The organism is Halorientalis brevis (assembly GCF_023077655.1).
The window spans coordinates 67,440-91,915 of record NZ_JALLGV010000007.1; the positions used below are offsets into that span (position 1 = coordinate 67,440).

The 24,476-nt window shown below is 68.0% G+C and carries 25 protein-coding genes; 17 read left to right on the forward strand and 8 right to left on the reverse strand.

The genetic code is table 11. The annotated features are described in order from the left end of the window. The first annotated feature begins 52 nt into the window (after positions 1-52). From MU553_RS15830 to MU553_RS15845, 4 genes are all read left to right on the forward strand, one after another. Positions 53-829, forward strand: coding sequence for a MinD/ParA family ATP-binding protein (locus MU553_RS15830; protein ID WP_247379181.1), 777 nt, complete (start codon positions 53-55; stop codon positions 827-829). A gap of 46 nt (positions 830-875) precedes the next feature. Further along, positions 876-2,954 carry a helix-hairpin-helix domain-containing protein gene (locus MU553_RS15835; protein WP_247379183.1) on the forward strand — a complete coding sequence of 693 codons (2,079 nt, stop codon included), beginning with the start codon at positions 876-878 and terminating at the stop codon, positions 2,952-2,954. Positions 2,955-2,980: 26 nt separating this feature from the next. Next, entirely contained in the window at positions 2,981-3,538 is a 558-nt protein-coding gene (locus MU553_RS15840) for a hypothetical protein (RefSeq protein WP_247379185.1), read from the forward strand. Between the two features lie 74 nt (positions 3,539-3,612). Then, a complete protein-coding gene (locus tag MU553_RS15845) occupies positions 3,613-4,746 on the forward strand; it encodes an ORC1-type DNA replication protein (protein WP_247379187.1) in 1,134 nt (377 codons plus the stop codon). A 30-nt stretch (positions 4,747-4,776) separates the two neighbouring features. On the opposite strand, the gene MU553_RS15850 is transcribed toward MU553_RS15845, so the two are convergent. Both MU553_RS15850 and MU553_RS15855 read right to left on the reverse strand, forming a co-directional pair. After that, positions 4,777-5,994: a DUF2238 domain-containing protein gene (locus MU553_RS15850; RefSeq protein ID WP_247379189.1), complete on the reverse strand. Its 1,218-nt coding sequence runs from the start codon at positions 5,992-5,994 to the stop codon at positions 4,777-4,779. A 61-nt stretch (positions 5,995-6,055) separates the two neighbouring features. Continuing rightward, positions 6,056-6,754, reverse strand: coding sequence for an SDR family NAD(P)-dependent oxidoreductase (locus MU553_RS15855; protein WP_247379191.1), 699 nt, complete (start codon positions 6,752-6,754; stop codon positions 6,056-6,058). 240 nt (positions 6,755-6,994) lie between these two features. Between MU553_RS15855 and MU553_RS23875 the strand changes: the two genes are divergently transcribed. Continuing rightward, positions 6,995-7,153 (forward strand): DUF7563 family protein, encoded by a 159-nt coding sequence (locus MU553_RS23875; RefSeq protein WP_428222015.1) that lies wholly within the window; start codon positions 6,995-6,997, stop codon positions 7,151-7,153. 79 nt (positions 7,154-7,232) lie between these two features. On the opposite strand, the gene glmM is transcribed toward MU553_RS23875, so the two are convergent. Then, positions 7,233-8,540: a phosphoglucosamine mutase gene (glmM, locus tag MU553_RS15860; RefSeq protein WP_247379193.1), complete on the reverse strand. Its 1,308-nt coding sequence runs from the start codon at positions 8,538-8,540 to the stop codon at positions 7,233-7,235. Between the two features lie 81 nt (positions 8,541-8,621). Here glmM and rpiA point away from each other — a divergent pair, with 81 nt between their 5' ends. Next, entirely contained in the window at positions 8,622-9,305 is a 684-nt protein-coding gene (gene rpiA / locus MU553_RS15865; RefSeq protein WP_247379195.1) for a ribose-5-phosphate isomerase RpiA, read from the forward strand. A gap of 14 nt (positions 9,306-9,319) precedes the next feature. Here rpiA and MU553_RS15870 read toward each other — a convergent pair whose 3' ends face one another. Both MU553_RS15870 and MU553_RS15875 read right to left on the reverse strand, forming a co-directional pair. After that, the gene (locus MU553_RS15870; protein ID WP_247379198.1) at positions 9,320-9,673 is read right to left on the reverse strand and encodes a hypothetical protein; all 354 of its coding nucleotides are present in this window, start codon (positions 9,671-9,673) and stop codon (positions 9,320-9,322) included. Positions 9,674-9,771: 98 nt separating this feature from the next. Continuing rightward, a complete protein-coding gene (locus MU553_RS15875) occupies positions 9,772-9,939 on the reverse strand; it encodes a DUF1931 domain-containing protein (protein WP_247379200.1) in 168 nt (55 codons plus the stop codon). 275 nt (positions 9,940-10,214) lie between these two features. Between MU553_RS15875 and larB the strand changes: the two genes are divergently transcribed. The 4 genes from larB to MU553_RS15890 all read left to right on the forward strand — a co-directional run bounded on the left by larB (position 10,215) and on the right by MU553_RS15890 (position 13,320). Then, positions 10,215-10,991, forward strand: a complete 777-nt coding sequence (larB, locus tag MU553_RS15880; protein WP_247379202.1) for a nickel pincer cofactor biosynthesis protein LarB — start codon at positions 10,215-10,217, stop codon at positions 10,989-10,991. 132 nt (positions 10,992-11,123) lie between these two features. Further along, the gene (locus MU553_RS23880; protein WP_428222016.1) at positions 11,124-11,270 is read left to right on the forward strand and encodes a DUF7563 family protein; all 147 of its coding nucleotides are present in this window, start codon (positions 11,124-11,126) and stop codon (positions 11,268-11,270) included. A 131-nt stretch (positions 11,271-11,401) separates the two neighbouring features. Beyond that, positions 11,402-11,659 (forward strand): GIY-YIG nuclease family protein, encoded by a 258-nt coding sequence (locus MU553_RS15885; RefSeq protein ID WP_247379204.1) that lies wholly within the window; start codon positions 11,402-11,404, stop codon positions 11,657-11,659. A gap of 287 nt (positions 11,660-11,946) precedes the next feature. After that, the gene (locus MU553_RS15890) at positions 11,947-13,320 is read left to right on the forward strand and encodes a phosphoglucomutase/phosphomannomutase family protein (RefSeq protein ID WP_247379206.1); all 1,374 of its coding nucleotides are present in this window, start codon (positions 11,947-11,949) and stop codon (positions 13,318-13,320) included. Here the strand turns inward: MU553_RS15890 and MU553_RS15895 are convergent. Further along, a complete protein-coding gene (locus MU553_RS15895) occupies positions 13,317-13,667 on the reverse strand; it encodes a GNAT family N-acetyltransferase (RefSeq protein ID WP_247379208.1) in 351 nt (116 codons plus the stop codon). The genes MU553_RS15890 and MU553_RS15895 overlap by 4 nt on opposite strands. Before the next feature lie 55 nt (positions 13,668-13,722). Further along, complete coding sequence (gene samp2, locus MU553_RS15900) at positions 13,723-13,932, reverse strand: ubiquitin-like small modifier protein SAMP2 (RefSeq protein ID WP_247379210.1); 210 nt, start codon at positions 13,930-13,932, stop codon at positions 13,723-13,725. A gap of 140 nt (positions 13,933-14,072) precedes the next feature. On the opposite strand from samp2, the gene MU553_RS15905 reads away from it, so the two are divergent. Continuing rightward, positions 14,073-15,050 (forward strand): replication factor C small subunit, encoded by a 978-nt coding sequence (locus tag MU553_RS15905; protein WP_247379212.1) that lies wholly within the window; start codon positions 14,073-14,075, stop codon positions 15,048-15,050. 201 nt (positions 15,051-15,251) lie between these two features. Beyond that, positions 15,252-15,416 carry a hypothetical protein gene (locus tag MU553_RS15910; RefSeq protein WP_247379214.1) on the forward strand — a complete coding sequence of 55 codons (165 nt, stop codon included), beginning with the start codon at positions 15,252-15,254 and terminating at the stop codon, positions 15,414-15,416. Between the two features lie 64 nt (positions 15,417-15,480). Here MU553_RS15910 and MU553_RS15915 read toward each other — a convergent pair whose 3' ends face one another. Further along, positions 15,481-15,993, reverse strand: coding sequence for a TspO/MBR family protein (locus MU553_RS15915; RefSeq protein ID WP_247379216.1), 513 nt, complete (start codon positions 15,991-15,993; stop codon positions 15,481-15,483). Between the two features lie 179 nt (positions 15,994-16,172). On the opposite strand from MU553_RS15915, the gene alaS reads away from it, so the two are divergent. The 5 genes from alaS to MU553_RS15940 all read left to right on the forward strand — a co-directional run bounded on the left by alaS (position 16,173) and on the right by MU553_RS15940 (position 24,475). Beyond that, complete coding sequence (alaS, locus tag MU553_RS15920) at positions 16,173-18,956, forward strand: alanine--tRNA ligase (protein ID WP_247379218.1); 2,784 nt, start codon at positions 16,173-16,175, stop codon at positions 18,954-18,956. Between the two features lie 170 nt (positions 18,957-19,126). After that, positions 19,127-20,632, forward strand: coding sequence for a glycosyltransferase family 39 protein (locus MU553_RS15925; protein WP_247379220.1), 1,506 nt, complete (start codon positions 19,127-19,129; stop codon positions 20,630-20,632). Then, positions 20,629-22,146, forward strand: a complete 1,518-nt coding sequence (locus tag MU553_RS15930) for a glycosyltransferase family 39 protein (RefSeq protein ID WP_247379222.1) — start codon at positions 20,629-20,631, stop codon at positions 22,144-22,146. The genes MU553_RS15925 and MU553_RS15930 overlap by 4 nt, the downstream gene beginning before the upstream one ends. Before the next feature lie 4 nt (positions 22,147-22,150). Beyond that, positions 22,151-23,638, forward strand: coding sequence for a glycosyltransferase family 39 protein (locus MU553_RS15935; protein WP_247379224.1), 1,488 nt, complete (start codon positions 22,151-22,153; stop codon positions 23,636-23,638). 48 nt (positions 23,639-23,686) lie between these two features. Further along, positions 23,687-24,475: an alpha/beta fold hydrolase gene (locus MU553_RS15940; protein ID WP_247379227.1), complete on the forward strand. Its 789-nt coding sequence runs from the start codon at positions 23,687-23,689 to the stop codon at positions 24,473-24,475. Position 24,476: the final 1 nt, after the last annotated feature.

The following is a 24,476-nucleotide window of genomic DNA, read 5'->3' on the forward strand; positions in this document are numbered from 1 at the left end:
CGGAAAAGTCCGGTGTAATTTATTCCACTTAGGGTGGGGACGAAACGTACACATGGGGGGAACGGTGTACGCAGTCGCCGGCGGCAAGGGCGGCGTCGGAAAGACGACGACGGCGATCAACCTGGGCGTGGTCCTGAAGCAGGCAGGGCAGGACGTCGTCGTGGTGGACGCGGATCTGGCGATGGCGAACGTCGGCCAGCAGTTGGGCATCGACCACGAGCCCGGCATCCACGAGGTGCTCGCCGGTGACGCGACGGTGCGTGACGCCGTGGTCACGGGACCGGCGGGGCTCAGGGTGATCACGGGCGACCGGGCGCTCGACTCGTTCGCCGCGGCGGAGCCGACTGAACTCGACGGCGTCCTCGACCTGCTCGCGGTCGCCTACGACGTCGTCCTGGTCGATACGGCGGCAGGGGTCCAGCGAAACAGCATCGTCACGTATCGGGAGGCAGACGGCGTCGTCCTGGTGACGACGGCGGACGACGTGGCCATCGCGGACGCGAATAGAACGGCGACCATGGCAGCCGACGCCGACTGTCCGACGGTCGGGGCAGCGGTGACCAAAGACGAGTCTGGAACCGCGCCCGACGCCGTGGCGGGACTCGACGCCGACGTGCTGGCCGTCGTGCCAGCGCACCGAACGGGCGGCCCGGTTACGGCGAGCGAACCGAACAGCGACGCGGCGGGGGCCTATCGCACGCTCGCAGCGAGTCTCCCGGCAGTCGACGCCCAGGGCGTCATCCCGGAGGATTCGACCCCGGAAACGGAAGAATCGGACGACAGAGGCACTGAAGATGGGGTCGAACGGGAGGAGACGGCCTCGCCGTAAAGGCGCGAACGCTTTTGTCGCAGGGCGAGATACTGACCGCTATCCGATGGACCTCGAAGCGATCCCGGGGGTCGGGACGAAGACCGCCGAGCAACTGGCGCAACTCGACGACCCCGAGCGCGCGCTGCGGAACGGAGACGTCGCGGCGATCGCCCGAGCACCGGGCATCTCCGAGGGTCGCGCCGCCCGCATCGCCCGCGCGGCCATCCGCGAGGAACACGACGACCCCGGCGGGTTTCTGGGCACCGGACGCGCCCGCGAGCTCTACCAGGACGCGCTCGCGCTGCTCCAGGACCGCACCGTCACCGACTACGCCGCCAGCCGGCTGGAGACGCTGTACCCGAGCGCCGCCGAGTCCCGCATCGAGGAGGTCCGCGCGTTCGCCGCCGCGGCGATGGACCGCGACGTGGACGACGACGTGCTGGACGCGCTGGCGGCCGTCGAACCGCTCGAAACGCCCGGTGACCTGCACGTTCGGGACCGCTGTCTCGCGACCGGCGACGCCGAGACCTACGCCGAGGCACAGGAGGCGATCCCCGAGGTGAGCGTCGAACTCGTCGACGACGCCCGGAAGATATCCGAACTCGCCCGCGGCTACGCGACCGTGATCGTCTTGGACGAGTCGTTCTCCGGCGTCGACGTCGAGGGCGACGTCCGCGTGAGCCCGAACGCACTGGAAAACCCCGAGGAGGTCGTCCCCGAGCGCGTGCTGACGTTCTTCGCGCGCAACCGCGACCGGATACGGGCTGCCGTCGCAGTGCATCAGGCGGCCGGTCTCGACGCCCCCTGCGATCTCGACTCGCTCGAAGCGGCGCTCGCGCGCCTCGAACCCGACGGGACGGTCAAAGGCGACGAGGAACTCGATCGCCTGACGAACGCCGTCGACGACATCGACGCGGCGGTTTCGACCGCCGAGTCGGTGGCCAACGACCGGCTCCGAGAGGCCATCGAGGAGCAGGACGTGACCATCGAGGGGTCGGACCTACTCTCGCTGGTCGAGCGCGGCGCGGGCGTGGACTCGCTGCTCCAGCGGGAACTCGCCGACGAGTACGCCGACGCCGTCGAGGCGGCCCGCGACCACCTCGTCGACGCGCTGGGGTTGCGCGACACCGAGGCCATCGCCCGACGGGCGTTCCCGGACGAGCCCACGTTTCCCGTCGAACACGAGGAGTCGGTCGTCAGCCGACTGCGCGAAGAGTTGACCGCCGCGCGAGACCGGCGGGCGACGCGGCTCAAGCGCGAGTTGGCCGACGACCTGGCCGACGCCCGTGAGGACGCACGGGCGCTGGTCGACGCGGCGCTCGAACTCGACGTCGAGTTGGCCGTCGCGCGCTTCGCCAGCGACTTCGAGTGTACGATGCCCGAGTTCCGCGGGGACGGGTTCGAGATCGAGGGCGGGCGCTCGCCGCTACTGGACGTCCCCTTCGCCGAGGTCGAACCGGTCGAGTACGGCGTCGACGGCGTGACGCTGCTCTCGGGAGTCAACAGCGGGGGGAAGACCTCGACGCTCGACCTGGTCGCGCTCGTGATCGTCCTCTCCCACATGGGACTGCCCGTGCCCGCCGACGAAGTCGAGATCGAACGCGTCGCGGAACTGCACTACCACGCCAAGACACAGGGCACGCTCGACGCCGGCGCGTTCGAGTCCACGCTGCGAGAGTTCGGCGATCTCGTGACGGGCGTCGGGGGCGAGGCGCGGAGCGCCTCGGAGACAGCGAACGGCGAAGCCGTGAGCGAAAGTGCCGAGGCCGACGGGGGCACGGCCGCCCGGAAGCTCGTCCTCGTGGACGAACTGGAGTCGATCACGGAGCCGGGCGCGAGCGCGAAGATCATGGCGGGCATCCTCGAAGCGCTCGACGAGCGGGGCGCGACCGCCGTGTTCGTCTCCCATCTGGCACGAGAGATCCGCGAGGCGGCCAGCACCGACATCCAGGTCGACGGCATCCAGGCCGTCGGCCTCGAAGACGGCGACCTCAAGGTGAACCGCTCGCCGGTCAAGGGGACGCTGGCGCGGTCGACGCCCGAGTTGATCGTCGAGAAACTCGCCGACGACGAGGCCGACGGGGCGGACAAAGCAGACTTCTACGAGCGGTTGCTGACGAAGTTCGAGGCGTCCCAGGACTGATTGTTCAGCGGTGTGATATCACCGATATGGTTCCGCTCGACCGCCTCCGCCCCCGGAGCGCCCTCCTCGTCCCCACGATCGTCTTCGCCAGTCCCGCGCTGTGGTTTTTGTTCCGCGAGGTGAACCGTCCAGACGTCGGCCGGAGCGGCGGGACAGCCGTCGGCTGGACGGTCGCAGTCGCGGTGGGAGCACTCCTGGGGAGCTATCTCCTTGCCGCCGCGGCGGTCCCGACACTCCAGGCGAGTCGGGCTGGTGACCATCCGGTTGTGCGGGCCGTACTTGAACCGCGACCGACGGCGCGATTGGTGTTTGCCGCGCTGCTCGGTGGCGTGGTCGGATACGTCGGCCTCTCTGCCGTGGCGACGATCCCGGCGCCACTCGATTCCCTCGCGCGGCTGGCCGGCGGACTCCTGGCACTCCCGCTGATCGTGCTGTACGGCGGCGTCATCGTCGTCGCGAACGGGCTCTGGGGCGGGTCTGCACCGGTGTGGCTGGAGTGGAGTGCTGTCGCCGTCGGCGTGATGGCGTCAGTCGTCTGGACGGCCCTGCTTGCCAGCGGTGTGACGGTGGTCGCCGAGGGGTGACGGGCCGATCACGACGGGGGTGAACGGGCGCTGCCCAAGGGGTTAAGTGGGCTCGGAGGCTCGGTGAAAGTGAAATGGCCGACGACCCCGAGGAGGGGATGCTCGGGTGGGACGAATCCGTGTTCCGCAACGAGCACGTCTTCGAGATCGACTATCTCCCGGAGACGTTCCACCACCGGGACTCCCAGATGGAGAGCCTGAAGTACTCACTGCGCCCGGCGGTTCGCGGATCGCGGCCGCTGAACGTCATCGCCCGCGGGCCGCCCGGGACCGGCAAGACCACGGCAGTCCAGAAACTGTTCAGCGAGTTGCGCGCCCAGACGCGGGACGTTCAGGCGGTTCGGGTCAACTGCCAGGTCAACGGCACGCGCTACTCGGTCTTTTCCAGGTTGTTCGAGGGCATCTTCGACTACGAACCGCCATCCTCGGGCATCTCGTTCAAGCGTCTGTTCGAGCAGGTCACCGACCGCCTCGTCGAACAGGAGCAGGTGCTCGTCGTCGCGCTCGACGACGTGAACTACCTCTTCTACGAGAACGAGGCCTCCGACACGCTGTACTCGCTCCTGCGCGCCCACGAGGAACACGCCGGCGCGAAGATCGGCGTCATCTGCATCTCCTCGGACCTGGACCTGGACGTGATCGAGGAACTCGACGGGCGCGTCCAGTCGGTGTTCCGCCCCGAAGAGGTGTACTTCCCGAAGTACGATGAACCCGAGATCGTCGACATCCTCGGCGAGCGGGTCGACCGCGGGTTCCACGAGGGCGTCGTCTCGGCACCCGTGCTCGACCGGGTAGCCGAACTCACTGCCGAGAGCAACGGCGACCTCCGCGTCGGGATCGACCTGTTGCGCCGCGCCGGCCTGAACGCCGAGATGCGCGCGGCCAAATCCGTGAGCAAAGAGGACGTCGAGAAGGCCTACGACAAGGCCAAGTACATCCACCTCTCGCGGGCGCTCCGGGGGCTCTCCGACAGCGAGGCCGCCCTGGCCGCGGTCATCGCCGAGCACTCGGGCGAACAGGCGGGCGACGTCTACGAGGCGTTCCACGAGCAGACCGACCTGGGCTACACGCGCTACTCGGAGATCATCAACAAACTCGACAGACTGGGAATCATCGACGCCACCTACACCGAAGTCGAGGGGCGCGGGCGCTCCCGCGAGTTGACGCTGAACTACGAGCCCGACGCGGTGTTAGAGCGGCTGGAGTGACGCCGCGACTCGCGGGCAGTTCTTTTTCGATCACTTCGACGCCCGGAGCGACGCCGAAATGAGGTCCGCCACGCCGTCGAAGTAGCTGATCCCCCACAGCGCGACCGCGAGCGCGCCGACGGCGTCGAAGACGAGATCAAGCACCGTGTCTCGGAGCCCGTACTGGACGAGAACGGCCTCGTGGCCGAGCAGTGACGCGGCCCCGCCGGCGCCGAACTCGACGAGTTCCCAGCAGACGCCAGCGGCCAGGACGAACAGGACGACACAGACCACCCGAAACGCCGGCGTGAAGGTGACGTCAGTCGACCAGTGATCGACCGCCCGGACGATCGCGTACCCGACGCCGGCGACGAGCGACGCCGAGAGGGTGTGGGTGACCTGATCGTACCAGCCGACCGACCCGTACGGTCCCAGGAGGCCGATCGCGTGGAGGAACGCCGCAGCGGTGATCCACAGCGCCAGTCCGGCGCTAACCGACCGGCCGTACCGCCGGCCGACGACCGTCGGCACGAACGTGACGCCGAGTGCGATTCCCGCGTTGCTCACGACCGCGAGGTCGACGGTCGCGACGCCGTAGACGGTAACTGCGAGCAGGGTGGCCTGCATTCCCCTGACGACGTACCGCAGCCGCGACGCCGAGAGCGGGACGCGGTCCTGTCGTGCCGTGTCGTCGCTCGGCGCAGTCGGTTCGGGGGCCGCCAATCGGCCGACGCGTCGCAGGTACGCCTCGAACGTCACGCCGGCGGCGACCCCGACGACCGTCGCGGCGAGCAGGTCCCACATCAGGTCGGCGTTGCTGGCGAGGTGGGTCGTCCCGGCGACGGCGTCGATCGCGTACTGCGTGATTCCCCACAGCGCCGCGATGGCCATGGTGGTCACGGTCACGAACCCGACGCTGAACCAGGGCGTCATGTCGACGGGCGTGAGCACGTCGACGTCGACGGCGACGGCCAGGGCCAGCGCCGCGACGACGCCGTATCCCGAAAGCGGGACGGCCACACTGGCCGCTCGAGCGAGGAGGAAGCCGACGAGGACGACGAGCAGTTCCCAGGGCAGCATCGCGGACGGATCGCGGCGGACGACCGCCGGGAGCACGACCGCGACGACGCAGCCGAGCGCGAACACCGGCACGAGCGTCTCCCCCGCCCGCAATTCGAGCCCGACGACGAGCAGACACGTCAGCACTGCCATCCACCCCACGACTGCGTTGAGCCGCTCGCCCCGAACGAACTCCTCGATCGTCGTCACAGTCGCCAGTCACGCCGGGGCGATGTATTGGCCTTCTGATTCGTCGCGCGTGCGACCGGGATCAGAACGCCTCGACGTGCGGTCTGAGATCCAGTTCCAGCGTCCAGGCCGAGCGATCCTGCTGGACGAGGTGCCAGTAGTTCTCGGCGACGGCGTCGGGGTCGAGGTAGTCCTCGGGCGACGCGACCTGCTGGTCCGGCGGGCGAACCTGCCCGTCGAGCACGACGTGGGCCACGTGAATCCCCTCGGGACCGAGTTCCCGAGCCATCGATTCGGCCATCCCGCGGCAGGCGAACTTGGCCGCCGAGAACCCGATGGCGTTCTCTCGCCCGCGGACCGACGTGGTCGCGCCAGTGAAGATGATGGTTCCCCCGTCGTGTTCGCGCATATCTGCGACGGCTTCCTGCGAGCAGTGCAGCGCCGCTCGGGGGCCGACGTCGAGCGCCCGGTCGAACTCCGCGTCGGTGACGGCTTCGAGTCCCTTCCAGGGCGCTGCACTGGCGTGGTTGACGAGCACGTCGACCGGACCGAACGACTCGCGGACCTGCTCGAACCCGGCAGCGATGGCGTCGGGATCTGCCAGGTCCGTCGGCACCGCCAGCGCGTCGCCGGCAGTCTCGGACAGCTCGGCCGCCAGCGCCGTGAGATACGACTCCGAGCGGGCGAACAAACCGACTCGACAGCCCTCGGTCGCGAACTTGCGAGCGATCGATTCTCCGAGCCCGGGACCGACACCGGCGACGACGACAGTCCGTGTCATGTCTCGACGTGCGAGCGCCACCGACAAAAGACCGATGTGGACACTATATCAGATATAATACCTGTCCGCGCGCGAGCGAATACGGCCCGGGAGATCGCTCACCACGGCGAGAAACCCGGAAATCGTTGCCGAGAGTAACCGGCCGGAGAGCGCGTGAACCGCGTCGCAGGGGTGCGTGGTTGAGAAGGTCTTACGCACACCACCCAAAGTTAAGACACCCCCTTCCTATTCAACACTTGTATGCCGGAATGTCAGAACTGCGGCGCTTTTGTGACGGCCGCATATGCACGTGTCTTTACACCGAACGGCATCCAGAAACCACGAGTCTGCCCGCAGTGCGAAGACAAGATTCGCGACGGCGCCGACGTCCGACAGGCGCGGTCGACGCGACGCGGGTAACGAAAGAGGGCTCCCCCACCTCTCGTCTCTCATCTACTGATTTTTCGGCGCACCCACCGACCGAGTCACCACTGTCGCGTCAGTCGAGTGCCGTCTCCAGCAGCGACTGCGCTTCCGCGAACACGTCGTCGGCTCGCGATTGCTCGCGGGCTTCGGCCGTGATGCGGACCAGCGGTTGGGTCCCGCTGGCACGCAGGAGGAACCAGCCGTCGCCGAGGTCCACGCGGACGCCGTCCAGCGTCGACACGTCGTCGTACGTCTCGTGGACGCGGTCGCTGACGCGCTCCATCACCGCCGCCTTGTCCGCGACCTCGACGCTGTCTCTGCGGATGGGGTAGGTGTCGACGGCGGCCGTCCGTGCCGACAGCGGTCGCTCACTCGCGAGTTCGGCCAGCCGACAGGCCGCAAGCGGCCCGTCCGGACAGAGCGTCGCGTCGGGCCAGATCCAGGCCCCGCTGGGCTCGCCGCCGAACGCGACGCCCCGGTCGGCCACGCGCTCGGCCACGTAGACGTCGCCGACCTTCGTCCGAGTGACCTCGACGCCGCCCTCGGCCAGGTAGTCGTCGACCGCGAGGCTCGTGTCCACCGGCGCGGCGACCTGTTCGCCCTCGCTGGCGGCTGCCCTGGCGAACAACGCCAGCGTGACGTCTCCCGAGAGGTAGGTTCCGTCACCGGCCACGGCGCGCATCCGGTCGGCGTCGCCGTCGTGGGCGATCCCGAGATCGGCGTCTGACTCGGCGACCAGCGCGGCCAGCGACGTGCAGTTCTCGGCGGTCGGCTCCGAGGGACGACCCGGGAACGAGCCGTCCGGTTGGGCGTTCAGCGTCTCGACCTCGCAGCCGAGTCGCTGGAGGGCGTCGACCGTCACGCCGCCGGCCCCGTTGCCGACGTCGACGACGACCGAGAGATCCTCGTCCACGTCCACGGCGTCGACGAGCGCCTGGACGTGCCGTTCGTGGGCGTCGGCCGACTCGCGGTCGCCCAGTCCGGTCCAGTTCTGGAGGTCGGCAGCGTCAGTTTGGATGCGTTCGCTGATCGTCTCCCGACGCGACTCGTCGAAGGCCTGGCCGCTGGGCTGCCAGAGTTTGAGGCCGTTGTCCTGCGGCGGGTTGTGCGAGGCAGTGACGGAGACACCCGCGTCGGCGTCCTCCCAGCCCACGGCACGGGCGACCGTCGGCGTGGCCGCGATCCCGAGGTCCAGCACGTCGGTGCCGGACTCGCGGAGCCCTGCAGTGAGGGCGTCGACGAGTAGTTGACCGCTCTCGCGCGGATCGCGACCGACGACCACGCGATCAGCGTCGATACCGACGGCGCGCCCCACCCGGAGCGCCAGGTCGGCAGTGACGTCTTCCCCCACTGGCCCGCGAATACCGCTGGTTCCGAACATACGCGAGTCGACGGGTGAAGGGGTGAAAAGTATCCGGCTCTTTCCCCGGTACTTTTGTCCACCGAGGGGGTTCCCTCGCCCATGAAACGCGGTGGGAGCGAGGCGGCGAAACGGCAGGCTGGAGAGTCGGCAGCGACGGTCGTCGAGGACGGAGCGGTCGTCGGCCTCGGCACCGGGAGCACGACCGCACACGCGATCAGAGCACTCGGCGAGGCCGTCGAATCTGGGTTGGACGTTCAGGGAATCCCGACGTCCTACCAGTCGCGGGAACTCGCCCGCGAGGTCGGCGTCCCGCTGACGACGCTCGACGACGCCAGTCCAGACGTCGCCATCGACGGCGCGGATCAGGCCGCGAACGGCGACCTCGTCAAGGGCGGCGGCGCGGCACACGCCCGCGAGAAACTCGTCGCCGACGCCGCCGATCGGCTGGTGATCGTCGTCGACGACTCGAAACTGGCCGACGCGCTGTCCGTGCCCGTTCCGGTCGAGGTTCTCCCGGACGCTCGCACGCCGGTGGCCGCCCGCATCAGCGAACTCGGCGGCGAGCCCGACCTCCGGGCCGCAGAACGCAAGGACGGTCCGGTCGTGACCGACAACGGCAATCTCGTCCTGGACTGTGACTTCGGCACCATCGACGATCCGGTCGGGCTGGCGACGACGCTCTCGGCGATCCCGGGCGTCGTGGAACACGGGCTGTTCGTCGGGATGGCCGACGAGCTACACGTGGGGAGTGCCGACGACGTCACGGTCCAGCGGTTCGACTAGCGGCGGCGTCTCAGTCAGGATTTTTCAGCGCTCGTCCCCATCTCGACCCCGAGTCCCACTGCGGTGAGTCCGACACCGAAAACCAGCAACTGGAGTGCATACTCTTGCTCGTTCGACAGCGGGAGTCCACCGTGTACACCGTATTTACCGACGGCGAATGGAAGGATCCCAGCGAGGATTCCCCAGAGTTTCTCTGGCCCTTGCCCATTCCAGACCTCCCACTGACGGGCAGTAAGCCACCCACCGAGTGCCCAGGTGAGTGCCAACAGAACGAGCAACTGCCCGTCTCTGAAACCCACGATCCACAACAGAACGACTGGAAACCCACCGAGCAACAGGCCGAACTTCGGGCGAAACCACTCTGGCATATCCTTCCCCCGTCGAGAAGGTGTCACTGTAAGCAAATATCGCTATCGACTGATGCAGTCGCTACTGGGCTCGAAAAATATTGAGAAGGTAGCCCTGCTTATAGGTCGCGGGGCTGAACGGTTTTTCGGTCGTTCTCCTCTGCACGACGCGCTGCGTCATCGAGCAGCTCGGCGACCTCGTCGTCGAGGGCGTCGTAGAAGTCAGAGGCAACGTTCATGTCATCGAGCGCTTCTTTCACGGCGGCTTTGACAATCAGGTCTGCCATACACCCGGCCATTCCAGAGGGGGATTTATATACTTTCCTGATTGTGCGGTTTCTCGCCGGTATTCACGGGGGTTTGAGCGGTTGTACCGGCCATTCCACACTTAAAGGGGAGGGCTAGTATTTAAACAATTCGGCCAATCATCCGTTTTCGGAGAGTTCGAGGGCGCTCTGTGGGGTCGGCAGACCGCTCGCGCGCGCTCCCCGCGCGGTTCGCGCGCACTCGTCGTCACGCCCAAAAGCGATGGGTAAGAGTACTTCGAGCGTCGAGGAGAGGTATGCGCGAATTGCTCGAAGCAGTCGCGGCCGGCGACCTCTCGCCAGCCGAGGCGGAGGCGGAACTGGCTGGCTACGCGTCGAGCGAGGGCGGGCGGTTCGACGCCGCTCGCGAGACCCGGGCCGGCGTGCCCGAGGCGATCCTCGCCGACGGGAAGACGCCGACGGAGGTCGCCGATCTCGCGACGACTGCCGTCGAGACGACCGGACGAGCCATCGCTACCCGGCTGACCGCCGACCACGTGACGGCAGTCCGTGACCACCTGGGGAGAGAACACGCTGACGTCACCGTCGACTACGACGAGCGCGCTCGGATGCTGGTCGCCCACACGCCCGCGTTCGAGCGCCCCAGTCTCGCCGCCACGGTCGGGATCGTCACCGCCGGCACCTCCGACGCCATCCCGGCGGGCGAAGCCGCGATCATCGCCCGGGAGATGGGCGCGAGCGTCGAGCGCGTGGACGACGTCGGCGTCGCCGGCATCGCCCGCCTGCTCGACCGGCTGGAAGAGTTACGCGAGTACGACGTGCTCATCGTCGCGGCTGGTCGGGAGGGCGCGCTCCCGACGGTCGTCGCTGGCCTCGTCGACACACCGATCATCGGCCTCCCGGTCTCGACGGGCTACGGGTACGGCGGCGAGGGCGAGGCCGCACTCCTTGGCATGTTACAGTCCTGTACGGCCCTGACCGCCGTCAACGTCGACGCCGGCTTCACCGCCGGGGCACAGGCCGCGCTGATCGCCCGTGCAGTCGACGCGGCGTGGGACGCGGACCCTGCCTGAACGCCGAGAAAACCGGCAACATCACCGGATTCGAGGAGGCGTGCGGGGGACACCCAACAGGTTCGGTACCGTCTATTTATCCACTCACTGCTTACAGATCAGCGTCGGCAGCGTCCCTGCCGGCAGAGCCCAATGCCAAAGTGCAACCACTGTAGCGCGCACGTGTCCGAGCAGTTCGCTCGGGTCTTCGCGGACGAATTCGGACGGGTCCACGCCTGCCCAAGCTGCTCGGCGAACGCTGGCATCGCCGAGGTCGCCCGCGAGCGCGCCAAGGCATGAGTGCCACCGTTCCGACACGAATCGTGGGATAACCACCACGCGAAGCCCCTCATGATACGACGCGCATCCACGGACCGGCCGTCGGCCGGTCGGACGGAACACTCACGGTCCGGTCCCGTCTGCGTCCAGGTGTGAGCGACGGTCACTACGTGTACGTGCTGCGCTGTGCCGACGACACGCTCTACACCGGCTACACGACCGACGTCGAGCGACGCGTCGCGGAACACGACGCCGGCGAGGGCGCGAAGTACACGCGCGGGCGCACGCCAGTCGAGTGCATTCACGTCGAGTCCTACGAGACGAAATCGGCGGCGATGAGCCGCGAGTACGAGATCAAACAGCTCTCTCGTGCTGAGAAAGAGCGGGTGGTAGACAGCGAGCGGGAGTAGAAGCCGTAACTTATCGGTTTGTCTGGAGTTGCTGTGCAGTGAGTACACCAGCATCCGCGCGAGCGAAGCGAGGCGCGACCGACGGGAGCGCCTCGGCAAGGCGAGCGGTGGAACCGCGAGCCAGCGAGCGCGGTTCACTCCAGACGAGCGTAGCGAGTCTGGAGCAAGTTTTAGTCCAGGTTTTGGAAACGGGGGTTCCCGCAGGCCCGTCAGGGTCGAGGACACCCCCGTTTGTAAAAAGTGGTCAGTGACGGGAGGTTTTTCACCTGGGGACGGGGACAGAGAGTATGGACGAAATCGCGTTCGGGACCGACGGGTGGCGGGCGACGCTGGAGACGTTCACCGACCGCCGCGTCCGGATCGTCGGGCAGGCCGTCGCAACGTATCTCCGCGCGGAAGGCAACACGGGGACGGTTGCAGTCGGCTACGACGCCCGCGAACACTCCAGAGGCTTCGCCGAGGAACTGGCCCGCGTACTCTGTGCGAACGGCTTCGACGTCCTGCTCCCCGAGCGGGACACCCCGACGCCAGTCGTCGCCTGGACGGTCCGCGAGCGGGACCTCGCAGGGGCGCTCCAGGTGACCGCCTCGCACAACCCGCCGGAGTACAACGGCGTGAAGTTCATCCCCGAGGACGGCGCGCCGGCACCGGCCGCCGTCACCGACGCCATCGAGTCGAACCTGGCCGAGCCGGATCCCATCGACGAGAGCGAGTTCGGCGTCGTCCGCGAGGAAGACCTCGTCGAGCCGTACGTCGACCACGCACTCGAATTCGTCTCGGCGGACCTCGACGGGCTGACGGTGGCCTACGACGCGATGCACGGCAGCGGCCGAGACGTGACCGACCGAATCCTGGACGCCGCGGGCGCGGATGTCGAGCGCCTGCGCTGTGACACCGATCCCGAGTTCGGCGGCGGGTCGCCCGAGCCGAGCGCGGAACGACTCGGCGACCTCGTCGAGCGCGTCCAGACCGGGGACGCGGACCTCGGCATCGCCAACGACGGGGACGCCGACCGCATCGGCGTCGTCACGCCGGACCGTGGCTTCCTCGACGCCAGCCTCTTTTTCGCCGCCGTCTACGACTTCCTCCTCGGCGGCCACGAGGGGGCCGCGGTGCGGACGGTCTCGACCAGCAGCATCGTCGACCGGGTCGCGGAGGCCCACGACGAACTGGTGTACGAGACGCCGGTCGGCTTCAAGTGGGTCGCCGAGGCGATGGCCGACAACGACGCGCTGATGGGCGGCGAGGAGAGCGGCGGCTTCGGCGTCCGCGGTCACGTCCGCAACAAGGACGGCGTCATCGTGGCGCTGCTGGCGGCCGCCGCCACGGCCGACCGTCACCTCGACGAGCGGGTTCGCGAGCTCGAGGCCGAACACGGCGAGATTCACCAGGACCGCATCAGCGTGGACTGCCCGGACGACCGGAAAGCACCAGTCATCGCCGACCTCGACGGCGCGCTCCCCGACGAGATCGCGGGCACGGCCGTCGAGCGCGTCAACGACGTCGACGGGTTCAAAATCTTCCTCGCGGACGGCTCCTGGCTGCTCGTCAGGCCCAGCGGCACGGAACCGAAGCTCCGCGTCTACGCCGAGGCCACGAGCGCCGAACGCGTCGAGAACCTCCTCGTCGCGGGTCGCGGGCTGGTCGAACCGCTGGTCTAACTGGTCTCCACGTCGGTTTCGGCGGTCTCCAGCACGCCCCGATAGCGGTCGCCGCCGCCCAGCGGTTCGACGGCGAACCCGAGAGAATCCCAGAACGGGCGCACTCGGCGGTCGAACTCGGCGACGAGTCGCTCACGGTCGGCTGCGGCGGCCTCGACGAGCGCGGTGGCGATGCCCTGGTCGCGGCGCTTCTGCCGGACGGCGACGGCCTCGATCTCCTCACCAGCGAGGAGACACGCGCCGAGGATGCGGTCCCCCTCGACCGCGAGCAGCAGGTCACCGCGGTCGATGGCCTCGCTGACGGTCTCGGCGTCCGTTTCGAGCATCGCGCTGTCGAAGACCGTCATGACGGCGGGTCGATCGTCCGATGTGGCTTCCTGAACGTGCATCTGTTACCTCTGGTCACCCGCCCTGGATGAGCCGGAGGACGCGGACGTGGTCGGCTTCGACGGGGCGGTCCTCCGGCACTGGCACCCCGTCGACCATCACCGACACCTCGTGCGGACTGTAATCGACGGCCGCGAGCAGATCCGCGTACGTGGGCTCGGACCCGTCGAGTGCGCCGACGTCGACCTCGTAGGTGTCCTCGCCGACGACTTCAACCGTGACCATACGTGGAGTTCGCTGTTCGCGGCCTTGAGCGTGTCGACGCCGTGCCTGGGTAGCACGTCGGGACGGCACCGAGACCGAACGCCAGGAGCCGACGCACCCGTCCCGGACCGTTTAAGACTCGCCCCCGCCTGTCACCGGACATGAGCGAGGCCGACACAGAGTCGCGGGCCAGGCGGGACGAGATCTGGATCGAGAAGTACCGCCCGGAGACGCTCGACGACATCGTCGGACAGGAGACCATCACCGAGCGCCTCAAAAGCTACGTCGCCCGGAACGACCTGCCCCACCTCATGTTCAGTGGACAGGCCGGAATTGGCAAGACCACCTCAGCACAAGCCATCGCCCGCGAACTGTACGGCGAGGACTGGCAAGAGCACTTCCTCGAACTCAACGCCTCCGACCAGCGCGGGATCGACGTCGTCCGCGACCGCATCAAGAACTTCGCGCGCTCCTCCTTCGGTGGGTCGAACTACCGCATCATCTTCTTAGACGAGGCCGACTCGCTGACCTCCGACGCCCAGTCGGCGCTCCGCCGAACCATGGAGGAGTTCTCGAACAACGTCCGCTTCATCCTCTCGTGTAACTACTCCAGTCAGATCATCGACCCGATCCAGTCGCGGTGTGCGGTCTTCCGGTTCTCGCCGCTCAGCGACGACGCCGTCGAGGAACAGGTCCGAATCATCGCCGAGAACGAGGACATCGAGGTGACCGACGACGGCGTCGACGCGCTCGTCTACGCCGCCAGCGGCGACATGCGCAAAGCGATCAACGGGCTCCAGGCCGCCGCCGTCACGGGCGAGGTCGTCGACGAGGACGCCGTCTACGCCATCACCTCGACCGCCCGCCCCGAGGAGATCAAGGAGATGGTCACCGAGGCCCTGGAGGGCGACTTTCTGGCCGCCAAGGCGACGCTGGACGAGTTGCTCACCGACGAGGGGATCGCCGGCGGCGACGTCATCGACCAGCTCCACCGCTCGGTCTGGGAGTTCGATCTCGACGACCGCGCCGCGGTGAAGCTGCTCGACCGCATCGGCGAAGCCGACTACCGCATCACAGAGGGTGCGAACGAACGCATCCAACTCGAAGCGCTGCTCGCCTCACTCGCGCTCGACGACTGATTCGCGACAGTTGTTGCTATTTTTATAAGTTTCGGATTTTCTAATTTTGCGGCCAGGAATATCGTATCCCGGCAGTAATGTAGCGCCTGAGAGGAGAAAGGCTGATATATATTCACTTCTGACTGGCCGAACGTCATATCACTATAAATCATGAAGGTTTATTATGGTCCGCATCGACGAAGGGAATGAGGACGAAATCCAATGACGAACAGGCCTCGACCCGACGAAATCGACCCGATGGTGCCAGACATGTCTAACAAGATGCTTCGCGCAGACGGTGGCATCGTTGCGGTAGCCGAATCGTCGGGACGCTCCCGCTACCACCGCGACGAGGCCGACGCACCGCTCGTTCCGGATCTGTCCTGAACGACCACCCGACCTTCTCACGGTTTCCCGGTCCGGTAGCCGCGGCGCTCGCCGTCGGTCCCCGTCAGTTCAGCCGCCAGAGTTCGTAGTTCAACACCGCGGCGAAACTGACCCACGCGAGATACGGCACGAGCAGCAGCGCCGCGCGGCGGTCGATCCTGGCGAAGGCGGCCAGGGTGGCGACGATCCCGACCCAGAGGACGGCGATGATCACCAGACCGCCGAAGGGATCGCGCAGCCCGAAGAAGACGCCCGACCAGGCGACCTGGACGACGTACTGGGCGGCGAACAGACCCAGTGCGACCCGGACGCGTCGGTCGTCCAGGCCGACGCGCCAGACCAGCCAGGCGGCCACGCCGAGCAGGGCGAACAGCGCCGTCCAGACGGGCGCGAACACCCAGCTCGGCGGCGTGAACGCGGGTTTCGTCAGGGAAGGATACCAGGACGTGACCCCCGACCCCGAGAGGAGGTTACCCGAGGCACCGACGAGTTCGCAGACGAGGATCGCGAGCGCGAGCGAGCCGAGCGGTCGCCGATTCGGGAGTGGCGCGTCAGCGTCACGGGAGACACTCGCCATACGTGAACGTCGTGGTGCAGGGCCAAGAACGCTGGCGTGGGTTCCCGAGAGATGGCCGCGAGGACCGGACAGCGACGGCGGCGATACGTTCGACCGGGGCGACGAGACGGACCAGGTGCGACAACGCTTCGACTGTTCGGAACTGTTTTAGGCTCCGATAGGCGACAATAGACCAACGAATGAGCTTAGAGGAGGAGTACCAGCTCCAGTACTTCGAGGACGAGGGCTTCCATCGACTGGAATGCTCGGAGTGTGGGGCTCATTTCTGGACGCGGGACGGGGACCGACAGACTTGCGGCGAACCGCCCTGTGCTGAGTACAGCTTCATCGACAACCCCGGCTTCGAAGAGGAGTACACCTTGGAGGAGATGCGCGAGGCGTTCCTCTCCTTCTTCGAGGAGAACGGTCACGAGCGCATCGAGCCATATCCGGTCGCAGCCAACCGCTGGCGCGACGACGTCCTGCTCACGCAGGCGTCGATCTACGACTTCCAGCCGCTGGTCACCTCGGGTGAGACGCCGCCGCCGGCCAATCCCCTCACGATCTCCCAGCCCTGCATCCGGATGCAGGACATCGACAACGTCGGGAAGACCGGCCGGCACACGATGGCCTTCGAGATGATGGCCCATCACGCGTTCAACGCGCGCGAAGACATCGAGGACCCCGACCAGTACGCCTACGAGGGCGAGGTCTACTGGAAAGACGACACGGTCCGCTACTGCGACGAACTGTTCGCGTCGCTCGGTGCGGATCTCGACGAGATCACGTACATCGAGGACCCGTGGGTCGGCGGCGGCAACGCCGGCCCGGCGATCGAGGTCATCTACCGCGGTGCCGAGCTGGCCACGCTCGTCTTCATGTCCATGGAACAGGACCCCGAGGGCGAGTACGAGATGAAAGACGGCAACCGCTACAGCCCGATGGACACGTACATCGTCGACACGGGCTACGGGCTGGAGCGGTGGACCTGGATGAGCCAGGGCACCCCGACCGTCTACGAGGCCATCTATCCCGAGATGATCGACTTCCTCAAGGACAACGTCGGCATCGACCACACCGACGAGGAAGAGTCGATCATCCACGACGCCGCGCGGCTCTCGGGCAACCTCGACATCGACGACGTCGACGACGTGGAGGCCGCCCGCGACAACATCGCCGACCAGGTCGGCGTCTCCACCGCGGAACTGCGCGACCTCGTCGAACCCCTCGAAGACATCTACGCCATCTCGGACCACTGCCGCGCGCTGGCGTACATGCTCGGCGACGGCATCGTCCCCTCGAACGTCGGGACGGGCTATCTCGCCCGGATGGTCCTCCGGCGTACGAAACGGCTGTGTGACAACGTCGGCGTCGACGCGCCGCTGGACGAACTCGTCGACATGCAGGCCGAACGGCTCGGTTACACGAACCGGGACACCATCCGCGACATCGTCCGGACGGAAGTCGAGCGGTACCGCGAGACGCTGGACCGCGGCGGTCGCCGGGTTCGCCAGCTCGCCGACGAGTACGCCCAGAAAGGCGACCCGATCCCCACGAGCGAACTCATCGAGCTGTACGACTCCCACGGCATCCAGCCGGACATGGTCGAGGAGATCGCCGCCGAGAAGGGCGTCGACGTGGCCATCCCCGACGACTTCTACTCCCTCGTGGCAGAGCGCCACGGCGGCGGCCAGGCCTTCGAGGACGACGAGGAAGAGCCGTACGCCGACCGCATCGCCGAGTTGCCCGACACCGACCGGCTGTACTACGAGGACCAGCAGCGGACGGACTTCGAGGCAGTAGTACTAGACGTCTTCGAGCGCGAGGGCGGCGAGTACGACGTGGCGCTCGACCAGACGATGTTCTACCCGGAGGGCGGTGGCCAGCCCGCAGACCACGGGACGCTCTCGACGGACGACGTCACCGCCGAAGTGACCGACGTCCAGATCACCGAAGGCGTGATCCTCCACCGGACCGACGAGGACCCCGGCAAGGGCGAGTTCGTCCGCGGCCAGGTCGACGCCAAGCGCCGCCGGCAGTTGATGCGCCACCACACCGCGACCCACGTCGTCGGCTACGCCGCCCGACAGGTCCTGGGCGAGCACATCCGACAGGCCGGTGCCCAGAAACACACCGACAGCGCCCGGCTGGACGTGCGCCACTACGAACCGATCTCGCGCGAGGAGGTCAAGGAGATCGAACACCTGGCCAACGAGATCGTCATGGACAACAGCACGGTCAGCCAGGAGTGGCCCCACAGAAACGAAGCCGAGGCCGAACACGGGTTCGACCTCTACCAGGGTGGCATCCCGCCGGGTGAGCAGATTCGCCTCATCTACGTCGACGAGGACGTGCAGGCCTGCGGTGGGACCCACGTCTCCCGCACCGGCGATATCGGCGCCATCAAGATTCTGGGCACCGAGCGCATCCAGGACGGCGTCGAACGCATCACCTTCGCGGCCGGCGACGCCGCCATCGAGGCCACCCAGGAGACCGAAGACTTCCTCACCGAGGCCGCAGAGATCCTCGACGTGAGTCCGCCGGACGTCCCCGAGACGGCCGAGCGCTTCTTCACCGAGTGGAAAGAGCGAGGCAAAACCATCGAGGAGCTCAAAGAGGAACTCGCGGAAGTCCGCGCGGCTGGATCGGACGCGGGCGAAGAGGTCGACGTCGGCGGCACGACCGCCGTGATCCAGCGCCTCGACGCCGACATGGACGAACTCCGGGCGACGGCCAACGCCATCGTCGACGAAGGGAAGATTTCAGTCATCGGCAGCGGCGTCGACGGCGCGCAGTTCGTCGTCGCCGTCCCGGACGACGCCGACGTCGACGCCGGCGACGTGGTCGGCGAACTCGCCGGTCGCGTCGGCGGTGGCGGCGGCGGCCCGCCGGACTTCGCCCAGGGCGGCGGTCCCGACGGTGACAAACTCGACGACGCACTCGACGACGCGCCGGACGTCCTCCAGCAGGTCCAGAACGCGTAGTCCGACGCATCTTCTTTCTGCGGTCCGATCCGCCCGGCAGGCCGGGTGGCGCGACATGTGTCGCCACAGTAACCTTTTTGCCGACGGATTCGAGACGGAGAAAACGAACCGCAGTACTGCCGCATCGGTTGGACGGGGCCGCCGACACCGGCGACTACGGGGGAGCGGGTATGGACACGAGGGGACTGTCGACGCACGTGCGAGCGCGGCTGACCGCCCAGCCGCCGGTGTTGTATTTCGTCGTGGCGCTCGGGGCAGCGCTGCGGCTGTACGGGCTCGGCGCCGAGAGTTTCTGGATCGACGAGTACAGTTCGCTGGCGTACGTCACCTCGCGGACGACGTTCGAAGTCGCCCGGGAAGTGCCGCTCGTCGATCCGCATCCGCCGCTGTACTACCTGCTGTTGGACATCTGGACGAGCCTCGTCGGCGTCTCCGAACCGGCGGTCCGGCTGCTCTCCGCCCTGTTCGGCATCGCGGCCATTCCGCTGCTGTACGCGCTCGGCGCCGAACTGTACGACCGGCAGGTGGGCGTCTTCGCCGCCGGCGTGCTGGCGTTCTCGCGGTTTCACGTCTCTCACTCCCAGAACGTCCGCATGTACAGCCTGCTCGTGTTCGCTACGGTCTGTTCGATGCTGTTCCTCGTCCGTCTCCGCACTGCACCGACGCGCCGTGCCGCCGTCGGCTACGTCGCGGCGTCGGTGGCCCTGTTGTACACCCACGCGTTCGGCGCGCTGGTGCTCGTCGCCCAGCACTGCTACGTCCTGGGGAGTCGGTTCGTCCGGACCGGTGGGACGTGGGCCGTCGACCCCCGCCGCTGGCTCGGCGTCCAACTCGCCGTGGCCGTCCTCGCCGTGCCGTGGGCGATCGACATGGGGCGGCAGGCGCTGGCGCTGCTCACTCCCGGCGGCGGGAGTGGAGCCGTCGCGTGGGGGTGGATACCCGAGCCGACGCCGATCCGACTCGTCTCGGCGGTCGGAGCGTACGTCACGCCCTCCTTCGAGGACGGGTTCGGCGGCTTCCTCGTGCTGGTCGTGATCGGTCTCCTCGCGCTGGGAAGTCAGCGGCGCGTCTCGCTCGACCGCGAGCGAACGCTGTTGCTGGCCTGCTGGATCGGGATCCCCGTCGTCGCGCTCTTCGTCGTCTCCTCCCTGGTCGTGCCGCTGTTCATCCCGCGATACACGATCGCGGCCATGCCCGCCGTCGCGCTCTTCGTGGCCAAGGAGATCCGGCGCGTGGGCACGGTGGAAATACGCTACATCAGCGTCGTGCTGTTGGTCGTCGCGCTCGTCGCCGGCCTCCCCGGCTACTACCAGACCTCGCAAAACACCGAGTGGGACGACGCGGCGGCCGTCGTCACCGACGGGGCCGACGGGGACGACGTCGTGCTCGTCCACCGGGGGTACTTCGCCGGGCTGGTCGCACAGTACGTCCATCGAGATCGTCCGACGGTCCCCGTCGAGCGGGTGTCGGTCGCGACGCCGGTGGAGTCAGTGCGACAGACGGTCCGCTCACACGACGGCGACGTGTGGCTCGCGATGTCGTCGTCGACCGCCAGGAACCGAACGGAGATCCGAGCCGTCCTCGCTCGCTCGGGCCGCCACGTCCGCACTGAGCGGGCGTTCGACGACGTGACCGTCACACACTACGTGACGAACGACACCGGAGGGACACAATGACGACGAGTGACATCAGTCGTGACGTTCGCACCGCCCTGTCGAACTACCCCGCGGGACTGTACGTCGCCCTGGCGGTCGGGGCGCTCCTCCGTCTGTACGGGCTCGGCGCCGAGGACTACTGGATCGACGAGTTCCGGTCGCTGCAGTACGTCGCGACCCGGTCGCCGATCGAGGTCGCCCTCGAAATCCCGTTTTTCGACCCGCACCCGCCGCTGTACTACGTCGTCCTCGACCTCTGGACGAGTCTCGTCGGCGTCTCCGAGCCGGCGGTCCGACTGCTGTCGGCGATCTTCGGGATCGCCGCCATTCCGCTCGTCTACCTCGTCGGCGCGCAGCTGTACGACCAGCGCGTCGGCGTGCTGAGCGCGGGCATTCTCGCCCTGTCGCAGTTCCACGTTCGGTTCTCCCAGACGGCGCGGATGTACAGCCTGCTCGTGTTCGCGACGCTGCTCTCGATGGACGCGCTGCTCAGACTACGGGCGAACCCGACGCGGCGGACGACTGGCTGGTATCTCCTCGCGACGGTCGTCCTGGTCTACTCGCACGTCTTCGGCGTGCTCGTCGTCGCCGCCCAGCACTGCTACGTACTGGGGAGCCGGTTCGTCCGCGCCGACGGAACGTGGGCCGTCGACCCCCGCCGCTGGCTCGCGGTCCACCTGGCGGTCGCTGCCCTCGCGATCCCGTGGGGAGTCGGCATCGGCCAGCAGGCGATGACGCTGGTCACGAGCGGTGGCAGCGGCGGGTCCGGGTTAGCCTGGATTCCCGACCCGACGCCGATGCGACTGGTTTCGGCGGTCGGCGGGTACCTCACGCCGTCCATCCAGAACGGGTTCGCCGGCCTGCTCGTGCTCATCGTCGTCGGCCTCCTCGCGCTCGGGAGCCAGAGCCGCGTGCCGCTGGACCGCGAGCGCACGCTGCTGCTGGGCTGCTGGCTCGCCGTTCCCGTCCTCGGCCTGTTCGTCGCCTCCTACCTCCTGGTCCCGCTGTTCGTCGCCCGCTACACGAGCGCGGCGCTGCCCGCGGTGGCGCTCCTCCTCGCCAAGGAGATCAGACGGATCGGCTCGGTCGAGTTCCGCTACATCGCGGTCGGACTGGTCGTCCTGTCGCTCGTTGCCGGGTTCCCCGGCTACTACCAGCAGCCCCAGTACACCGAGTGGGACGAGGCAGCCGGGACGATCGCCGGCAACGCCAGCGAGAGCGACCTCGTACTCGTCTACTACGGCCACGCCACCGAGACGTTCGGGCACTACCTCGACGGCCGGCAGTCGAATCTTACCGTCGAAGGCATCAACGGGACGGAGCTGGACGCGATCGAAACGGGTGAGACGCCGCCGGCGACCCGCGACGCGATCGCCGACCACGACGACGTCTGGGTGACGCTCACTGACGTCGGGCCCACGCGCCGCCAGCACGTCCTGGACCTGCTGGAGCGGACCGGCTACGGCGCGCGCAACTCGTACGAGTTCAACCGCGTGAGAGTCTACCACTACGTCGCAAACGGGAGCGAGGGGTGACAGCATGGGGTCGACGACACACCAGGAGACCGACGCGACCGAGAACGTCGACGGCCGTGAACGACTGACCGACTACCCGGCGTGGCTGTACGTCGTAGTGGTCCTCGGCGCTGCGCTCCGACTCGCGGGGCTCGGCGCCGAAGACTACTGGCTCGACGAGATCACCTCGCTGCAGTACGTCCTCTCGCGCTCGCTCGGCGAGGTGATCGTCGAACTCCCCCTCGTCGACCGACACCCGCCGCTGTACTACGCGCTGCTGGACGGGTGGGTCGGACTCCTCGGGACCGGAGAAGCGTCCGTCCGGTTGCTGTCGGCCGGCTTCGGCATCGCGTCACTCCCGCTGTTGTACGCTCTCGGGAAGCGCCTCTACGACGAGCAGGTCGGCGTGCTGGCCGCGGGACTGCTGGCCGTCTCCGGGATGCACCTCCAGCAGTCACAGAACGCCCGCATGTACAGTCTGCTCGTGCTGGCGGCGCTGGCCTCGATGTACTGGCTCGTCCGCCTCCGCGAGGCCCCTGACCGTCGGGCCGCCACCGGATACCTTCTCTCGACCGTCGTCCTGGGGTACACGCACGTCTTCGGGCTGTTCGTCGTCGCCGCGCAGAACGGCTATCTACTGACCTCGCGGCTCGGACCCGACCGGGACTGGCCCGTCCCGCTCCGTCGGTGGCTGGGCCTGCAGGTCGGGGTCGGCATCGCAGTGCTTCCGTACCTCGCCGTCCTCTCGCGGCAGGTGCTGGCCCTCGGCGACGGTGGCGGCGTCGCGCTCGGTTGGATTCCCGACCCGACCGTCTCGCGGCTCGTGTTCGCCATCGGCCAGTATCTCCACCCCCGGAACCCGATGCTCGGACTGGCTGCAGTCGTGCTGGTCGGCGTGTTCGCCGCTGCCGGCAGGACCCGAGCGCCGCTGCATCGCGAGAACACGGCCCTCCTCGCCTGGTGGCTCCTGGTCCCGCTGCTCGTGCCCTTCGCCCTCTCGTATCTCGTCGCCCCGCTGTTCGTCGCTCGCTACACCATCGCCGCGCTGCCCGCGCTCTTGCTCCTCGTCGCCGCGGAGATCCGCCGGCTCGGCGCCGTCGAGTTCCGCTACATCGGCGTCGCGCTGCTCGTCGGTGCGGCGGTTGCGGGACTGCCGGGTTACTACGGACAGCCACAGAACGGCGAGTGGGAGGCCGCGACGGGCCTCGTCGCGGGGAACGCCAGCCAGGACGACCTCGTGGTGGTCAGCGACCGCGCGGCCAACGACACGTTCGCGTTCTACTACGACGGGGCGGCCCCGGTCCGCGGCGTCCAGGAGGACGCCAACGACAGCACGATCAACGAAACGATACGGGGGCACGACACCGTCTGGCTGGTGTTCTCGCGGATGGACCCGACGCAGGAATCGCAGTTCACCCGACTGCTGGACCGTGAAGGGTACGACGTGCGGACGACGCGCGAGTTCAACGCCGTCGACGTCCGCCAGTACGTCCGCAACGGGACGGCGGACTGAGTCGCGAAAGCGAGGTTCTTGTCGCTGGACCCGGTAGGACGAGCCACGATGGCGACGGCGACCAACGACGGCGTGGAGTTGTACTACGACACAGCAGGCGAAGGACCGACCGTCGCGTTCGTCAACCCGGTGGGGTACGGCGCGTGGTGCTGGAGCTGGCTCGCGGACGCCCTCGCCGGCCCGGTCGAGACGCTCGTCTGGGACCTCCGCGGGACCGGGCGCTCGGACGCGCCCGCCGGACCCTACGACGTGCCGACGCTCGCCGACGATCTGGACGCCGTCTTGGCCGACAACGGCTCGCGGACCGCCCACCTCGTCGGGGCGGGGCTGGGCGGGATGGTCGCGCTCGAACACGCTCGCGAGTACGCCCGGGCGGGCACGCTGACGCTGCTCGGGACGACGGCCGACGGGAGCCGAGTCGACCGGGACGCACTGGACGCGCTCGCGGCCCCGCGCGACGATCCCGACGCACTCCGGGACTCCCTTCGCGGTGCGTTCGCGCCCGGCGTCGTCGACGACCACCCCGAGATCGTCGACCGCATCGTCGCGTGGCGAGGGGAGGACGACGCCGACCGCGACGGGTGGGACGCCCAGACCGGCGCGATGACGGGCTTCGACGCCGGCCCGCTCTACGAGGTGACGACGCCGGCGCTGGTCTGTCACGGTCGCGCGGACGGGGTGGTTCCGTTCGAGGCTGGCCAGGCGCTCGCCGACGAGCTCCCGCGCGGCGAGTTCGAGGCGATCGACGCGGGGCATCTCCTGGCGGCCGAGGAGCCGGCGGCGGTCGAGGACGCGCTGACGGCGTTCCTGGCCGACCAGCTCGACACGCCGCTGTAGC

Coding starts and splice junctions, on each gene's coding strand:
- rpiA (WP_247379195.1), top strand. CDS start 8,622: ATGAAACGCGGTGGGAGCGAGGCGGCGAAACGGCAGGCTGGAGAGTCG.
- MU553_RS15855 (WP_247379191.1), bottom strand. CDS start 6,754: ATGACACGGACTGTCGTCGTCGCCGGTGTCGGTCCCGGGCTCGGAGAA.
- MU553_RS15870 (WP_247379198.1), bottom strand. CDS start 9,673: ATGCCAGAGTGGTTTCGCCCGAAGTTCGGCCTGTTGCTCGGTGGGTTT.
- MU553_RS15930 (WP_247379222.1), top strand. CDS start 20,629: ATGACGACGAGTGACATCAGTCGTGACGTTCGCACCGCCCTGTCGAAC.
- alaS (WP_247379218.1), top strand. CDS start 16,173: ATGAGCTTAGAGGAGGAGTACCAGCTCCAGTACTTCGAGGACGAGGGC.
- MU553_RS15915 (WP_247379216.1), bottom strand. CDS start 15,993: ATGGCGAGTGTCTCCCGTGACGCTGACGCGCCACTCCCGAATCGGCGA.
- MU553_RS15830 (WP_247379181.1), top strand. CDS start 53: ATGGGGGGAACGGTGTACGCAGTCGCCGGCGGCAAGGGCGGCGTCGGA.
- glmM (WP_247379193.1), bottom strand. CDS start 8,540: ATGTTCGGAACCAGCGGTATTCGCGGGCCAGTGGGGGAAGACGTCACT.
- MU553_RS15905 (WP_247379212.1), top strand. CDS start 14,073: ATGAGCGAGGCCGACACAGAGTCGCGGGCCAGGCGGGACGAGATCTGG.
- larB (WP_247379202.1), top strand. CDS start 10,215: ATGCGCGAATTGCTCGAAGCAGTCGCGGCCGGCGACCTCTCGCCAGCC.
- MU553_RS15890 (WP_247379206.1), top strand. CDS start 11,947: ATGGACGAAATCGCGTTCGGGACCGACGGGTGGCGGGCGACGCTGGAG.
- samp2 (WP_247379210.1), bottom strand. CDS start 13,932: ATGGTCACGGTTGAAGTCGTCGGCGAGGACACCTACGAGGTCGACGTC.
- MU553_RS15940 (WP_247379227.1), top strand. CDS start 23,687: ATGGCGACGGCGACCAACGACGGCGTGGAGTTGTACTACGACACAGCA.
- MU553_RS15895 (WP_247379208.1), bottom strand. CDS start 13,667: ATGACGGTCTTCGACAGCGCGATGCTCGAAACGGACGCCGAGACCGTC.
- MU553_RS15925 (WP_247379220.1), top strand. CDS start 19,127: ATGGACACGAGGGGACTGTCGACGCACGTGCGAGCGCGGCTGACCGCC.
- MU553_RS15840 (WP_247379185.1), top strand. CDS start 2,981: ATGGTTCCGCTCGACCGCCTCCGCCCCCGGAGCGCCCTCCTCGTCCCC.
- MU553_RS23875 (WP_428222015.1), top strand. CDS start 6,995: ATGCCGGAATGTCAGAACTGCGGCGCTTTTGTGACGGCCGCATATGCA.
- MU553_RS23880 (WP_428222016.1), top strand. CDS start 11,124: ATGCCAAAGTGCAACCACTGTAGCGCGCACGTGTCCGAGCAGTTCGCT.
- MU553_RS15845 (WP_247379187.1), top strand. CDS start 3,613: ATGGCCGACGACCCCGAGGAGGGGATGCTCGGGTGGGACGAATCCGTG.
- MU553_RS15910 (WP_247379214.1), top strand. CDS start 15,252: ATGACGAACAGGCCTCGACCCGACGAAATCGACCCGATGGTGCCAGAC.
- MU553_RS15935 (WP_247379224.1), top strand. CDS start 22,151: ATGGGGTCGACGACACACCAGGAGACCGACGCGACCGAGAACGTCGAC.
- MU553_RS15875 (WP_247379200.1), bottom strand. CDS start 9,939: ATGGCAGACCTGATTGTCAAAGCCGCCGTGAAAGAAGCGCTCGATGAC.
- MU553_RS15835 (WP_247379183.1), top strand. CDS start 876: ATGGACCTCGAAGCGATCCCGGGGGTCGGGACGAAGACCGCCGAGCAA.